The following is a 15,467-nucleotide window of genomic DNA, read 5'->3' on the forward strand; positions in this document are numbered from 1 at the left end:
AGCTTCTGCTTACGTTACACCCTGTTCATCAAGCTGCAACAACGTATGTAACAAGACATCTGCTCCCTGGCCACATTGTTCCGGTGAGGTATATTCATCTTCTGCATGGCTCACCCCTGACTGACTGGGTACAAAAATCATACCCATCTGGGTAAATCGACCGATCTCCTGGGCATCGTGGATAGCTCGGCTGGGCATGGAATAATGGTTCAGCTGTAGAGAGTTACAAACAGTTGTAATGGTCTCTTGAATCTTGGGACTGGCTAGGGTGGGATCTACCGCATGTTGTCGTTCTAACTGGATCTGGGTAGACGTAATCGCTTCGATTTCTTGAACCCGTTGCTGCAACACATTCACCATAGTCCCAAGGGTCTCCAGCGATAAATCTCGCAGGTCAATGGTGAGATCTACTTGCCCCGGTACAATGTTGGCGGCGTTGGGAATGACGTTTAAATATCCCACCGTGGCTACCTGATTCCCAGGAATATCAACGGCGACATCATGTACTGCTGCTACTAACAACGAAGCTGCATAGAGGGCATCCTGGCGCATATCCATAGGTGTGGTGCCCGCATGGTTAGGACGCCCCATAATGGTCACAAGGTAACGCTGTAGACCCACAATGCCCTGGACTACACCAATCTGACGTTCTCTCGCTTCTAGCACACCACCCTGTTCCACGTGCAATTCTAGATAAGCAGCGATATCTTGGGATGTTCTTTGCGCGGTGGTCAGATTATGCCAGTCGCCACCAATCTGATGTAAACAGGTTTGAATCGAAGTGCCATCCAGCCGACGATAGCATTCAGGATCGGTGTCATGGGCTGCTCCTGCCATGGCCTTACTGCCAATCATCTCACCTTCTTCATCGGTGAACACAATCACCTCAATGGGATGGTGAAGCCGCTGTCCGGCTTCGTGGAGAGTGGCAACAACTTCGATGCCAGCCAGCACTCCCAACGCTCCGTCATAGCGACCACCGGCAGGTACTGTATCAATGTGGGAACCTGTAGCCAGGGCAGGCAGATCTTGAATACCGCTGTAGCGACCAATAATGTTGCCAGCAGCATCAATGGTAATGTCCATGTCTATCGCTTTCATGGCGGCAATCACTTGCTGGCGAGCGGCCAAGTCTTCGAGGCTATAGGCTGTACGCCGTACACCACCAGAGGAGAGTTGACCAATGGTAGCCAGATCGCTCAATCGTTTCTGGAGTCGAGCGTGATTGGTTTGTAACGCAACAGTAACCATAGGAGGACCCAAACGCATGGGTCTATCCTCCCTGGAAAGAAGTTAGGGAATTGTTATTAAAATTACTGCAAGCATTACAGGTTGTGACTGATTGTTCACCCTTGTATTATGAAACCGTTAAATGGTGCATACTGAACACTTTACCTAAGGGTAAATGCGTAAAATCTCACGAATGGCTTCTACCATGGGGACCGAGTATGAAACTCATTGGCGTAGACATTGGCGGCACGTTTACAGATTTGATCCTGGCGGATGTGGATCAGCGGCAGACCTGGATTCACAAGGTGCCAACAACGGTGGATGATCCTTCCAGGGCCATGATGCAGGGCATTGAAACCCTGTGTCAGATGGCCCAGGCTGACTACGGTGATATTGAGCATGTGCTCCATGGCACCACCATTGCCACCAATACGCTACTTACCTATGATGGTGCCCGCACAGGGATGGTCACCACGAAGGGGTATCGGGACATTGTCCATATTGGTCGCCACCAGAGACCCCAGCATTATTCCATCATGCAGGATATTCCTTGGCAGGCAAGACCGTTGGTGAAGAGGCGCGATCGCAAAGTCGTCTCCGAACGTCTTGACCCCAAGGGTCACACCCTCATTCCCCTGGACGAGGCCGAAGCCAAAACCGCCATCCTTGAACTCAAAGCCGCTGGCGTCGAATCCATCGCCATCTGTTTTCTCAACTCCTACTTCGATGCTCGCCACGAAGAACGAGTGGCCGCCATCGCCCAAGAACTTTATCCCGAAGCCTTTATCACCACCAGCGCCAGCATCTTTCCCCAGTTCCGAGAATTTGAACGGTTTACCACCGCCTGTATTAACGCCTTTGTTGGACCTAAGGTGAAACGCTACATCAACAACCTGAGTCAAAGTTTGAAAGAACAAGCCGTGCGGGGCGAACTGCACATTATGCGCTCCAACGGTGGTGTGGCCACTGCAGATGTTGCCGGAGAACAACCCGTTACTTTGTTGTTATCAGGGTTAGCAGCTGGTGTTTTAGGCGGTGCAGCGGCTGGTGCACAATCTCATCGCGATCGACTGATCACCTTTGATATGGGCGGCACCAGTACCGACATTGGCATTGTCACCGAGCGTGGCTTTGCCGAGGCCACAGCGCGAGATACCTGGATTGCTGGATACCCCGTCATGGTGCCTATGATTGATGTGCATACCATCGGTGCCGGTGGCGGCAGCATTGCCTACGTCGATGCCGGTGGTGCATTTCGGGTGGGTCCCCGCAGTGCTGGAGCTGCGCCCGGTCCTGTCTGCTATGACAAAGGCGGCACCGAAGTCACCGTGACCGATGCCAATGTGGTTCTCAATCGGCTAGATCCAGAGTATTTTCTCGGTGGTGAAATGACCATCTACCCCGAGAAAGCCTTTGCAGCGGTACAAGCGTTAGCAGATCGCATGGGGTTAGACCTCTATGAAACCGCTGCCGGAATTCTCACCATTGTCAATAACAACATGGCCAATGCCATCCGCTCCCGCACTATCCAGAAAGGGCAAGACCCCCGCAAATTTGCCCTGGTGGCCCAGGGAGGTGCAGGCCCCCTCCATGCCGCTGAAGTGGCCCTATCCCTTGGCATTCCTGAAGTGATTGTGCCCCGCTATCCCGGCATTACCTCCGCCATGGGACTGCTCACCACCGATCTCAAGCACGACCTGATTCAAAACGAATTTACCCTCAGCACTGAACCCAATCTGGCTAAACTAAACGCTGACCTACAATCTCTAGAAGACCAGGTTAAAGAACAATTAAGGGCCGACGGCTTTAGTGCAACGGACATGACCCTACAACGGTTTGCCGACTGTCGCTATGTGGGTCAGGGCTATGAACTGCGGGCTCAGGTCCCCGGCGGCATTCTGGACGAAACCGCTCTGCAGTCTGTCTGGCAACAGTTCCACGATCTCCATACCGCCGAATATGGCCATGCCTTTCCAGAAAACCCGGTGGAGCTAGTCACCCTCAGGGTCACCGGCACCGGACCCATGCCCAAACTCTCCAACTTCTCTGCCCCCACTGGAGGAAACTTACAAGACGCCTGGCTTAAAACAGCCGTCACCTATTTCCGCGTCAATGGCCAGCTGGAAAAATACTCCACCCAATTCTTTGATCGAGACCGATTACCCGTGGGTGCCCAACTCGAAGGCCCTGCTATCATCTTCCAAAAGGACTCCACAATTCTGTTACCCCCCCATAGCCGCACCACCGTAGAACCCAACGGTAATTTGGTTATTCACGTAACCGATGATTCCTTGGTGGATAAAACCATGGCCATCGCCATCGCCCAAGGATCTGTATAATCGCCTTCCCCCTCGTAGAGACGTTCCATGGAACGTCTCTACGAGAGAACGTTTTTCCCCCTTCCCCTTTCCCTGCCATGACCGTTTCCCCTCCCCAACACCGCCAGCTCCCAACAATCGACCCAGTTACTGCTCAGGTGATCGCTGGAGCCCTCAACGGAATTGCCCTGGAAATGGGCCATAAGCTGGCCCGCATGTCCTACTCCAGCATTATTCGCGAGTCCGAAGACTTTGGGGCCGCCATTCTTGATGCCGACTGTCAGCAACTAGCCGAATGCGCCTACAGTACGCCCCTACAGTTAGGCCCTATCCCTGGCTACATGCGGGGGGTACTCAAGGCCATGGAAGAAGACGATGAAGAGTTTTACCCCGGTGATGTGATTCTGCATAATCATGCCTATTACGGTGCATCCCACGGGCCAGACATTGGTATTGGCATTCCCATTTTTCGTGGAGAAGAGCTGATCGGCTATTCCTTTACCACCGCCCACCATCTGGATATTGGCTCCTCGTCTCCTGGCAGCTGCGGCATTGTTGATGCTGTGGATGCCTTTGCTGAAGGTCTACAGTTCAAGGCTGTAAAAATTTATGAAAAGGGTGTCAAAAACCGTCAGGTTTGGCGAATGCTGCGACAAAATATTCGCAGTGCCCAGGTAGTGGTGGGAGATATCGAAGCCCAGGTTGCCGCCTGCCGTGTGGGTGAACAACGGTTTCTAGAATTGGTGGATCAGTATGGCCTAGATACGGTATTAGCCGCCAGTGAGGTCTTGATGAACTATTCCGAACGGATGATTCGTCAGGCTGTTGAGAAGTTGCCTGATGGGACCTACGTGGCGGAAGGCTTTATCGATGGTTTTTTGGATGATCCAGATCCCAGTAAAAAAGACTTAAAAATTGCTGTTGCAGTTACCATCGACGGCAGTGATATGACCATCGATCTGACCGGCACCGCACCGCAGGTGGATGATCGCCCCATCAACATGCCCTTTGTGGGTACGGTGGACATTGCTATTTTTGTTACCCTGCGGTCTGTCTTACTAGATACCGCATTGATGGAATACGTGCCCCAGAATTCTGGTCTAACCCGTCCTATTCATATTGTTGCTCCTAAGGGATGTTTAGCAAACCCCATCTATCCAGCACCAGTGATTGCCCGCTGTTGTCCAGGCAATATTGTCGCTGATACCCTGATGAAAGCTTTAGCTCAGGTGGCTCCTAAAAATGTCAGTGGTGGCATCGGCAATATCAAAGTGGTGTCCTACAGTGGTGCCATGGATGAAGATTATTGGGTGTACATGGATATCACCGAAGGTAGCTACGGTGGTCGCTATGGCAAGGATGGCATGGATGGGGTAGATACCCTCTATGCCAACACCCGTAATAACCCCATCGAAGATATTGAAGCCCATTTACCCCTGAGGGTCACCCGTTATGAGCTGATTGAAGATGCCAGTGGTGCGGGTAAATGGCGGGGTGGACTGGGGTCGATTCGAGATATTCAGTTTCTCACACCGGGTCAAATGTCTTTAGAAGGGGAAGGCAATAAGTATGCTCCTTGGGGCATCTTTGGTGGAGAGGATGGTACACCAGGGGGTGTACAAATTCTCAATCCAGAGGATGACGAGGTGCAGGTTTTACCGTCTAAGTTTCCCTGTCGCAAAACAAAACCTGGTGATACCCTACGCACGATCAGTCCCTGTGGTGGTGGCTATGGTAACCCCTTAGAGCGTGATCCAGCTTTAGTTTTAGAAGATGTGCTAGACGGATTCCTTACCGTTGAATCAGCTCAGCGGGACTATAAAGTGGTGATTGATCCAGCCACATTCGAAATCGATAAAATAACAACAGAGTCATTACGACAATAGAGACATGATTCTACATGACGTTAGTTGTAAGACACCGCCAAATAACTATAGTTCTACCGATTCATCCCCTAAATCAACCATCGCATAATGCTTACTGGGCATCTGATAGGGCATAGGCGGATACCATGCCTCGCGATCGCAAATACGTCTGACTTTCTTGAGTCAATAGCAGCTCAGCCACCTTCTTACCGATGGGAGAACGGCTGTTGTCAAACGGGTAGATAACAGCTAGGGGATAGGCTAAGGGATATATCCCACTGCGGAGAGCCTCAGCATTAGGCTGATAGCTGCCTTTGCGATCGCACAAATCCCCCCCTGGCCCCACCGCCTTACCATTGTTAAACACAAAGGGGCTAACCGTCTGACGCTTCTCTGCTAATGCCAAAGGGTATACCGAACACTGACCAAAAACCTGACTAAGGGGGGCAATACCAATACTACCAATCGTTGTATTCTCAAAATCTTGCAAAATCCAGCGCAGCATCATGAGTGTTGGCAGGGCCTCTACCCCATCTGTCGTAATAAACGTTGACTTAGAGGCTGTTGGAGTAGAGGACTCCGCATCAGTAGTAGTCAACATTTCACCTGGCTGGAAAAGCCGCTGGGTGAAAATTTCCTGGGCCGTAGGGTCACTGACCCAATAGCGTTGAACATCTAAATCAAGGGAGCTGATCCGTTGCCAGTTATCGACGGCACCCGTGTAAAGCTGCTTCAGCTGAGACAAACTAATCTCACCCTTTAGGGCATCGGGCAATCCCTTAGTACGCTTAGGATAATTAAAAGCAACCACTGGCACTAAACTGTCGTAGGCGATGATAGTACTAGTAATATCAGCAGGCAACGGGGCTGTTAATGGAACAATAGCAAAGTCGGTGTGGCCAGATTGAACGGATGCGATCGCATCTTTTGACGTTCCGGTCACATGGGGAATTAAGGACATCTGTGGAAATGTTGCCTGTAATTGCTCAAACAGTGTAGGAGATACCTCCAGAGACGGTTCTGCCGCCACACGAAATAACGGATACCAATAGGCAGCAGCCGGTATCCCGTAGCGATACTCTCCTACAGGCACAGCATCAATGTCCTTCAAACAGCAAAGATTTAAGGGGATATTTGCATAGCTGGGGCGCTGAGACCTTAACAATAACCAGCCGAAAATGCCTAGCGTCGCTAGAATCGCCGCTATGACCAAAATAGGAATGAAGCGTTTATACCAGGCTGGTTTAATGGGTATTAGTTCTGCATTCCGAGATTCCCAGTGACTTGCCTCCTCTTCAGGTGGTATCGCTAACAATGCCGTTCGAGCCGCTTCTGCACTGGCAAACGATGGTTCAATACCAATCAACCTGAGGATAAATTGCTTAAGTGGGGCATAAACATCGGGCCAGTTGCTATCCAGATGCGGTTTTAAAAGCTGTCCTTGGTTATCTAAGGTGGCACCATTTAAGAGGAAAAATGCCACTCGCCCCAGAGCGGCTAAATCGTCTTGAAAGTCGGGCTGTTCTCGATCAACACGGGCTGGATCAAAAAATCTCTCCCACAGGGCAAAATCAGTCAGATATACAAACCCTTGAGAATCTTGTTCTTTTGAGTCACTCACCCATAGCAGACTGTCTAAACTAAGATTTCCATGGACAATTCCTGTTTGCATCTGTCCAGCTGGCAGTGTAAATTTTTGCTGGTGCAAGAACATCAGAGTTTGTAGCACCTGATTGAGCATGGCTAACACTGCTTTACTGCCAAAAGCGCCATGGTTCGCACAGTATTGGTTCAACGTTGGCTGACCATCTACAGCCGATGTCACCAAATAACACCGCTCACCTGACAAATCTGCGATCGCTTCTAATGGCAGCACGATTCTCACATCCTGCACTCGACCATCCGCTAAGGCCAATCCTGCTAGTGTAGTGAATGATTCCTGGCATTGCCGCTGTTCATCTGGGCTAAAGTATCGCTCAGGTAGCAAATATTCTTGGATAACAACGGATTCTTCGGAACTAAGACGTACCCCCTGATAAAGTCTGCCAATGCCGCGTCGTCCTATACTGTGACCAATTTTATATTCACCTTGTTTACCAATGATCTGGCCACCAGTAGGCAGTAAGGCCGGGAAATAACACTGCTCACATCTAGCGTTTTCTTTGACAGTTGATTCCTGACAGCTTAAGGGATTTCCCTGCAAACACCGATATTGGTGATAATAGGGCGTAGGTGCTTGAATACGATCAGGAATAGTCTCCTTAATCAACTGTTCTGATGGAGGTTCAGGAAAAACATCGGGTTTAATGTCTTCCAAGACAGACTTTAGCCACTTTACATCGATAAGGTCTTGGTATCGCTCGATCCGATCCTGGTAAGATAGCATTAGTAAATAGCTTCGGAGAAAGCGTTTAGAGATCTGTCCTATAATCACAATGATCCTCAGCCAACAGAACAAATTTATTTGTTTGTTAGCATACCCCAATAGGATATCGCGATCTCGATACTGATTTTATTGATGAATTTGAATACGGTTCTCCATGGGCATACTGAAGCCGCTAAATCTGAATAAGATAAAGAAGTGGCTGAATGAAGACAATGCCTTGGAGAAGTACTCGCTGATATCAATAAGATTTGCTGGGCACTATAGCTGCAGTTAGTTCAACAACTCTGTTAGGAGGCTGGCAATGGGTGATTGCGATCGCGCTCAGGAAAAAGACGATCAGGCATCTCAAACACAGATGACCCATAGTCAGCTAACACCCTCCTCACCAGCCAAAGCTGCAAATATTCCCCAAAGTAATCCAATATCTAATACATCGACTGCATCGACAAATTTTAATTTTTCCGATGTAAGTGTGTTACAGCCCAAACTCACCATTGGTGAACCCAACGATCCTTATGAACAAGAAGCGGATCGCGTAGCCAGTGAAGTTGTAAAAAAAATTCATAGTGGGCAAGCAGCAGATGATCAAGACGATACCGTACAGCGTAGCCTTTCCCATAACTTTAGTTTTCTGACCATACAGCGTGATGGGGGTGTTATTACTGGGGTCGCCAACGGTGACTTTGAAGCCCAACTAAACCAGGCACGCAGCGGTGGCAGCTCCCTGGAGCCCAAACTTCAAGGTAAACTTGAATCTGCCATGGGAGCTAATTTTAGCCAAGTAAAAATCCATACTGATCAACAAGCGGATCATCTTAGCCAATCAATTCAGGCCAAAGCCTTCACCACTGGACAAGATATTTTCTTTAAACAAGGAGCCTATAACCCGGGCTCTAAAGGTGGTCAGGAACTTATCGCCCACGAGCTAACCCATGTGGTACAACAAAATAGCAACACTGTACAAAGACAACCTCAAAAAGAGTTTGGTCAAAAGAGTCAACCATTGACCACAAGGGTAGATAAATCTGCTCAAATTAAACAAGCAAACGCTTCCGGTATTCAGCGTGATCCAGAAGGACAAATCGGTGTTCGACCTGGACATGAAGAAAACAACTGGAAACGCTACCAGATCAACCTAGACAAAGCCACTGAACAAATAGAAGGGAAGCAATTAAGAAAACTAGGCAAACAGGGCGCATTAGGTGATTGTTGGGTAATTTCGTCAATCATAGCGTTGGGATATACAAAACCAGAGAAATTATTGGCTTCTATTGAGGAAGGCACAAGCGATACCATCGACGATGACATCAAACAAACCTTTAAAGTTAAGCTCTATCCGATGAACGATCAGAGTGGAGCTAATCTTGCACCCAGTGGCGAAGAACCTAAAGAGATTGAAGTCGATACACAACTACCTGTGACGGCTCAAGAACAGTTACTCTATGCAGGCAAAGGATCAAAAGCTTCCTCTGCCAGGCTTATAGGTATTATCGAAAAAGCATTAGCGGTTGAGAAGGGGTTGGGAAGCTATGCAAATTTGGGATCAGATTCTGCGAGACGTGCATTAGGTATGCTAACAGGGAAATCGACAGAATCTCTAGATTTAGTAAGAGATCCGAGAGAAGCTACTAGCAAACTCAAAGATTTACAAACAAATATCAACAACACAACGGTGGTCATCAATTCAGAGCGCCCGAAAAGACTCAATCCCACATGGAAGAAAGATCCTATTTATAAAGATCAGATCGATCAACAACCCACTGAAGAAGCTAAAGAAAGAAAAATGCACTCGATCCGCAGGCGGGTCAATCATAATCCAACCAGAGACTATCAGTGGAGTAACGCAGAAGCCCATGCCATGGCAGTACTTGGGTTTGCTGGCGATAAAATGAAAATTTATGATCAGGGATTAGGCTATACGTTCGAAGTAACTATTCAGGAGTTAGTGTCAAACGACTACTGCCATACAAAAGAAGGCACACGCAACGACAAATTCGACTTTAAGTGGAAGTTTGGAGAAGTTATCTGGCTCGATTGGTCAACTGAGGAAGTATCAGACAGTGATACGACTGAAGACAATACATAAATACTAGTTAGGCAGAATAAGTATTCAGTATTGCTGATTTTCGAGATGACTTGATGTGAGATACCGTCCAATAACAGCAATGGCCCTAGACCGGTTCATCCTTAGCTAAATGCCCAGTTAGATGGGGGCATCCAAACGTGATCGCGCTCTATTAATTACGTGGAATAATTCTTGTTGAGTTTAGAATATTTTCAAAAATAGGGATATACCTGCGCTCCAACGATTCTAAAACAGCTGCGTTGATTAGATAAAACTTATAGGGGCTTCCTACAATAAATGCCTGCATCTGAAATAAACGCAACCCAGTATTTTCTTCTCGCCAGGAGTAATGCTTACAATAGGTCTTGTGGCCACCTAATTCATAGGTTTGTTCTTGTAATAGCTTGTACTCATTATAGTCTTGCTGCATAAGGGCATTATTCTGCGCTATGAGAGATTCAAACCAACTATCATTAGAACTATCTGGTTTTTGTAATTCATAGCTCATGGAAACTTTATATTCGTCAAAGTATTCCTCAAATCCTGGTTCTGGCAAGCCAAAGATACGGAATTTTGAGCTATCTACAATCGCTCCAGACCAAGACTTTGGCACTAAAATAGAGACCATAGTCTCTTGATTAAAATAACTAACCATATCAGGAAGGGTCGCCATCTGTTAATACCTCAAAAAACTATACAGCCTGAGTCATAAAGATAAACCGAATGGACTCTAAAGCATTGCGAAACATGGGTAGTAATTCATCCTCATGTTGAGCCAGACAAGCACCAGCAAAACTAAAGAGAACATTATCCACCAGGATAAAAGATTGGTATCGAACAGCCAGAGCACCAAAATCCTCGTCGAAATATCTAAAGACATCCGTCAATCCGGGATATTGATCGATAATTTCTTCTTGATGAGAAATTAGTTCAAAGTTTTTACGCTGCACAGCTACCACTGACTCAGAGGCTTGACGGAGATTATCAATGTCTGTGCTTGGAGATGGAAACAGCTGAATTATCAATCGAGGATTTTTAGAAAAATCGTCTTCATCCTCGTCTTCATCATAAATTTCATAGTAATAAACGACATTATGTTCATCTTCTGAGAATTCTTCCCAGCCCACAGGAAGCTCTAGTGAGACATGGGTTTGATGACTAAAAAAATGTAATACGTCTGCCATATTGCCAATGTTCTAAACGAGTTCTTGGTGTTGCCGGTAAAATCGTTGATCCAACCTCTTTCTATAATTAGCATTATTAGCAATTTTATAGAGGGATTGTGACGATTTAGAACAGCTTCTTAAAGCCATCCTTGGGTGTGCTACCCACGGTCAGCGGGAACGATCGAATGACACCAGCCTGGATAATAATGCCGTCAGGGTCAACTAACTGATCACCAAATGCGGCACGACAGGCCTGCTCCAGAATTCCATCGGAGAACTTATACTCTAAATACTTGGATACCTTGCTGTTCTTACGCACTTTTTTGTCGAGGATTTCTTGGATATTCTCCCGTTTGACAAGATTTTTGGCTTTACCTTTTGATTTACGGGTTTCCTTCTTCTTCGCATAAGCTAGCAAGTGAGGATGGGCCGCCTCGAACAACTCAGACTTCATATTTTCCTCTTGCTCAGGTGTTAAGTCATCTGTAGACTTCCGATCTTGGTCCGAAATGCTGGTGTTATCCAAAGCCTTCCGAGTCAGAGCATTCTTGAGTTTTTCCTTGATGACTAGGCCAATTTCCTTGAAGTCCACCGTCAAGGTTACACCACCGCCACCGCCAAGGCCCAGTGCCCCTGCGAGCTTACCACCAATGACCAATTTTCCATTTTCGAACGAGAAGGTGCCCTCAATAGACGCTCCTACACCTGCCGAGGCTTCTACCTCTCCCGAAATCTTGAATAGAATGCGTCCTTGATATTTCACGGCTGCAGAGCCACTGGTTTTTACTTTTGAACCAGCAAATGCTTCCGCTTTACCAGAGGCTGAAATACCCAGCAGACTTACAGAAATTTGTCCTTCAACTCCAGCTTCGACCCCTGCAAGGGCCTCAAATTTGCCCTGTGCTTCACCCCCTAGTTCACCCGCTTTAATATTAACGGTGACCTCTCCTTCGCTCTTGACACCGGCCATGACTTTAGCCGAACCTGATGCTGCAATACCAAAAGCTGTAATATTGAGTTTGCCTTTGGCTTCAGCCATAACTCCGGCAAAGCCGCTTAATTTGCTCTTTAATTGAGCCGATAGCTCCATGCCACCGACTTCTTTAGAGATTTGGGCTAACCCTTCTAAGTCAAAGCCTAAACCAGCTTTGGTAGTGGCCCGTGCCATAATGGTCAACCCATCGATGACATCAACAACTTTAGTGCTGACCACTTCACTTTCACCGCCCACAAAACCGCTGGACTTACCTTCTACCTCCATCTTGGTACCGGAAGAGGTTTCTTTGACTTTTTTGGCAGCGGCTTCGCCAAATGCCCCAGCTCGGGCTAGAGCCTGAAAGGCTTCCTTAACACTGGTATCATCGGATTCAGAAATCTTTTGAGCTGCTGCCGCAACACCAGAAAAGCCCTTTTTACTTGTTTCTGTGGTTGTGACGGTGCCGTCGCCCACCTTTGTCGTTGTTGTTGTTTCTGGATCGTCTAATAGCTCTTGTTTGCCACCCAGATGTGTTTTCGTAGACTGATCGGTGAAACCGGACAGATCTACATCGCCGACAATGTCATCGGGAGTATCTTCCTGAAAGCCAGTGGTGACATCTCGTTGCACCACCGTTGAGCCATTATGCAGTTTTGCTTGAACAGTGGGGGACTGCCCCTGCTGAATAGTGTGGGTTAGCTCGTGGGCAATTAACTCCTGTCCAGCCCGACTCCCAGGTTGATATTCTCCCTGTCGGAAGAACACATCACGTCCTGTTGTAAAGGCTTTTGCTTGAATGGAGCGGTTAAGGTTATCGGCCTGGGCATCTGTGTGCACACGCACGCCGCTAAAATCGGCCCCCATGGCTTGCCCCATCCGTGTCTGGATATCTGGAGATAAGCTTTGACCACGACCCCGTGCCGAATGAATGGCTGTTTCCAAATTATTTGATACGGCGTCTGTCTGATCGCTGCGACACTGTATTAAAGACGTCCTCCTGATCCCTTCTTCTTCTGGCTCCTTCATCTGCTGGAGCGATGAGACAGCTGATGCTTGCTGAATCGGATCTGGTTGTTGTTCCTGAAGTGCATTAATGCGCTGCACCACATCTGCTGCCACTTGATCCGCTTCTTGTTCATACTTGTCGTTGGGGCTCCCTAAGGTCAGTTTGGTCTGAATTGGGAACGCCTGCCTATCGACTGATGCATCCCCCTCCGAAAAGAGTTGCAGTTGACCAAAATTAAAGCCTGCTTGCGCCGAGGATTTCGGTTCGACCATCGCTGATTCATGGTCTGTTGTCTCAGTCGTACGTTGGGCGATCGCCGACCGAAAGGGTCGAGGTTGAAGTCCTGTTATCGTCTCTTTTTTTTCCTGTTTAGAAGGCTGATAAGATTGGCGATTACGCTGGCGGCCCATAATGATTTCCAATAAAAAATAGACTTTTCTATGAAGACAAATACGAAACAAAAAGAAACAAAAAAAGAGATGACCGTTAGTCGGTGCTGGGTGTCAATGCAGTTAAGGTATATTGGGTCAGGGTGTTTTCAGGATTAAGCGCTAGAGTTGCCTGGAGATCGGCATTAAGCGCTAGAGTTGCCTGGAGATCGGCCATGGCAACTGTCGTATCGCTAAGATAGTGTTCACTGAAAATAGCTTGAACTCACAGCCTGTATCACATAGCTATTATTCCTGGGTGAGGGTAAAGTCTACAAACTATTAAGATGGTGGTGGCGGTGGTATTGGTGTTGATAAAGTTTCAGTGGATTGGGTTGCTGTCAATGCCTTTAAGGTATTCTGGGCAAGCACATTGTCGGGATTGAGGGCGAGAGCCGCCTTTAAGTCAGCGGTAGCGGCAACATAATCATTAAGATTAAACCAGGCAATGCCACGTCCCGTCAGGGCATTGGCGTGGGTGGCATCGAGGGCAAGCACCTGGTCATAGGTGGCGATCGCGCCCCTATATTCTCCCATGGCTGCCAGGGTCACACCCTTGTTGTACCAAGCCTGAACCGATTCTGAACTCAGTGCAATTGCCCGTTCCGCAGAGTGCAGAGCTTCTGTGTATTGTTCTAATTCCCAGAGAACAAGACTGCGATTCGTCCAGCCCCAATCGCTAAAGGGATTTAATGCTAAGGCCTGATTGTAGGCTGCCAGTGCATGGGAATATTGTTCTGTTGCCCGAAAAATCACCCCTCGGGTAAACCAAGCCGGAGCATAGGTTTTGTCCAGGTTGATCGCCTGTTGATTAGCCGCAAGGGCTTCTGCATAACGTCCCAAATACCAAAGAATTGTACTGCGGTGATTGTGGGCGGCCACATAGTCCGGCTGAATTCCCACTGCTCGATTGATTGAGGCCAGGGCTTCTTCATAGTGTTGTGCACCGGTCAGGGCAATACTACGTTGATTCCACCCTTTAGCCAGGGTTTGGTGCCCCCAATCCCCATCACCCTCAATGGCAGCATCACAGGCAGCCAAAGCGGGTTCATAGCTGCCCAGCCGATTGAGTAAGGTACACTGCCCCAACAGTGCCAGGGTGTAATCTGCCTTGAGGGCAACCGCCTGATTGTAAGAAACCAGCGCTTCTTGATCGCGGCGCAGTGTCTCTAGTACCTGTCCCTGGGCCGCCCAGGTCAGGGCGTTTTTGGGGTCAAGGCCAATGGCCTGGTCGTAGGCAAAAATAGCCTGGTTGTATTGATTCAGCTGGCTATGGGCCTGCCCTTGATAGGTCCAGGCCAGGGCAGGCCCGATATCTCCCCAATTTTTATCGATAGACAGGGCTGACCCACAGACATCTAAAGCACTTTGAGGACGTTCGAGGGCCACATAGGCTTCGCACTGGCGAGTTAAAACCAGGGAGTTTTCGGGATCTTGCAACAGGGTACGTTCATAGGCCACCAGCGCTAACTCATACTGTTTAGCCTGGGATAAAATCTCACCGCGATAGAACCAAGCTAGTGTGGGGGTTTCGCTCCCCCAATTGCCGTTAACTCTTAAGGCGTTGTTACATTTATCCAGGGCAGTTTCATTTTCTCCTAGGGCTGTGTAGGCCACACATTGGTAGGCAATGGCCAGGGAATTTTCGGGATCAAAGGTGAGGGCACGATTTGCGGATGCGATCGCATCCGCAAATGCTTTTAGATTTATCAAAATACCGCTATGCTGCGCCCAAATGTCAGGGTTCTCTGGTTCTAGGGCAATCGCCTGTTCACAAGCTGCCAATGCTTTTTCATACTCTTCTGCTGTAGCTTGCAGACGGCACAGATCGGTCCAATACGTAATATCTTCTAAGGCATCAAAGGATGCCGGTTGAGCCAACACAGGTGTGATGGTCACGAGCAATGTGCTGACGACAAGACCGGGGATCAGGCGATTGAACCATGGAAGCAGCATGACAATATATCAATCTTTGTCTGTGCAGCTAGAGTGCCCTGCTAAATCCCCGGATTCTCAAGGGAAGCCCA

Annotated in this window: 9 protein-coding genes; 3 read left to right on the forward strand and 6 right to left on the reverse strand. The window is 48.3% G+C overall.

Annotated elements, in window-relative coordinates:
* Positions 1–9: 9 nt before the first annotated feature.
* Positions 10–1,269, reverse strand: a complete 1,260-nt coding sequence (locus tag SPB21_RS12605; RefSeq protein ID WP_250565115.1) for a Zn-dependent hydrolase — start codon at positions 1,267–1,269, stop codon at positions 10–12.
* Positions 1,270–1,448: 179 nt separating this feature from the next.
* Here SPB21_RS12605 and SPB21_RS12610 point away from each other — a divergent pair, with 179 nt between their 5' ends.
* Positions 1,449–3,569, forward strand: a complete 2,121-nt coding sequence (locus SPB21_RS12610; RefSeq protein ID WP_499866750.1) for a hydantoinase/oxoprolinase family protein — start codon at positions 1,449–1,451, stop codon at positions 3,567–3,569.
* A gap of 77 nt (positions 3,570–3,646) precedes the next feature.
* A complete protein-coding gene (locus SPB21_RS12615) occupies positions 3,647–5,434 on the forward strand; it encodes a hydantoinase B/oxoprolinase family protein (RefSeq protein ID WP_499866751.1) in 1,788 nt (595 codons plus the stop codon).
* A gap of 91 nt (positions 5,435–5,525) precedes the next feature.
* On the opposite strand, the gene SPB21_RS12620 is transcribed toward SPB21_RS12615, so the two are convergent.
* Complete coding sequence (locus SPB21_RS12620) at positions 5,526–7,799, reverse strand: substrate-binding domain-containing protein (protein WP_499866752.1); 2,274 nt, start codon at positions 7,797–7,799, stop codon at positions 5,526–5,528.
* 301 nt (positions 7,800–8,100) lie between these two features.
* On the opposite strand from SPB21_RS12620, the gene SPB21_RS12625 reads away from it, so the two are divergent.
* Positions 8,101–9,885: an eCIS core domain-containing protein gene (locus tag SPB21_RS12625; RefSeq protein ID WP_499866753.1), complete on the forward strand. Its 1,785-nt coding sequence runs from the start codon at positions 8,101–8,103 to the stop codon at positions 9,883–9,885.
* Between the two features lie 151 nt (positions 9,886–10,036).
* Here SPB21_RS12625 and SPB21_RS12630 read toward each other — a convergent pair whose 3' ends face one another.
* The 4 genes from SPB21_RS12630 to SPB21_RS12645 all read right to left on the reverse strand — a co-directional run bounded on the left by SPB21_RS12630 (position 10,037) and on the right by SPB21_RS12645 (position 15,396).
* Positions 10,037–10,537 (reverse strand): hypothetical protein, encoded by a 501-nt coding sequence (locus SPB21_RS12630; protein WP_499866754.1) that lies wholly within the window; start codon positions 10,535–10,537, stop codon positions 10,037–10,039.
* A 19-nt stretch (positions 10,538–10,556) separates the two neighbouring features.
* Positions 10,557–11,048 (reverse strand): hypothetical protein, encoded by a 492-nt coding sequence (locus SPB21_RS12635; RefSeq protein WP_499866755.1) that lies wholly within the window; start codon positions 11,046–11,048, stop codon positions 10,557–10,559.
* 106 nt (positions 11,049–11,154) lie between these two features.
* Positions 11,155–13,422: an eCIS core domain-containing protein gene (locus SPB21_RS12640; protein WP_499866757.1), complete on the reverse strand. Its 2,268-nt coding sequence runs from the start codon at positions 13,420–13,422 to the stop codon at positions 11,155–11,157.
* Positions 13,423–13,722: 300 nt separating this feature from the next.
* A complete protein-coding gene (locus SPB21_RS12645; RefSeq protein WP_499866758.1) occupies positions 13,723–15,396 on the reverse strand; it encodes a tetratricopeptide repeat protein in 1,674 nt (557 codons plus the stop codon).
* Positions 15,397–15,467: the final 71 nt, after the last annotated feature.

The sequence above is a fragment of the Leptothoe sp. ISB3NOV94-8A genome (genome assembly GCF_043421595.1).
Taxonomy (GTDB): domain Bacteria; phylum Cyanobacteriota; class Cyanobacteriia; order Phormidesmidales; family Phormidesmidaceae; genus Leptothoe; species Leptothoe turfae.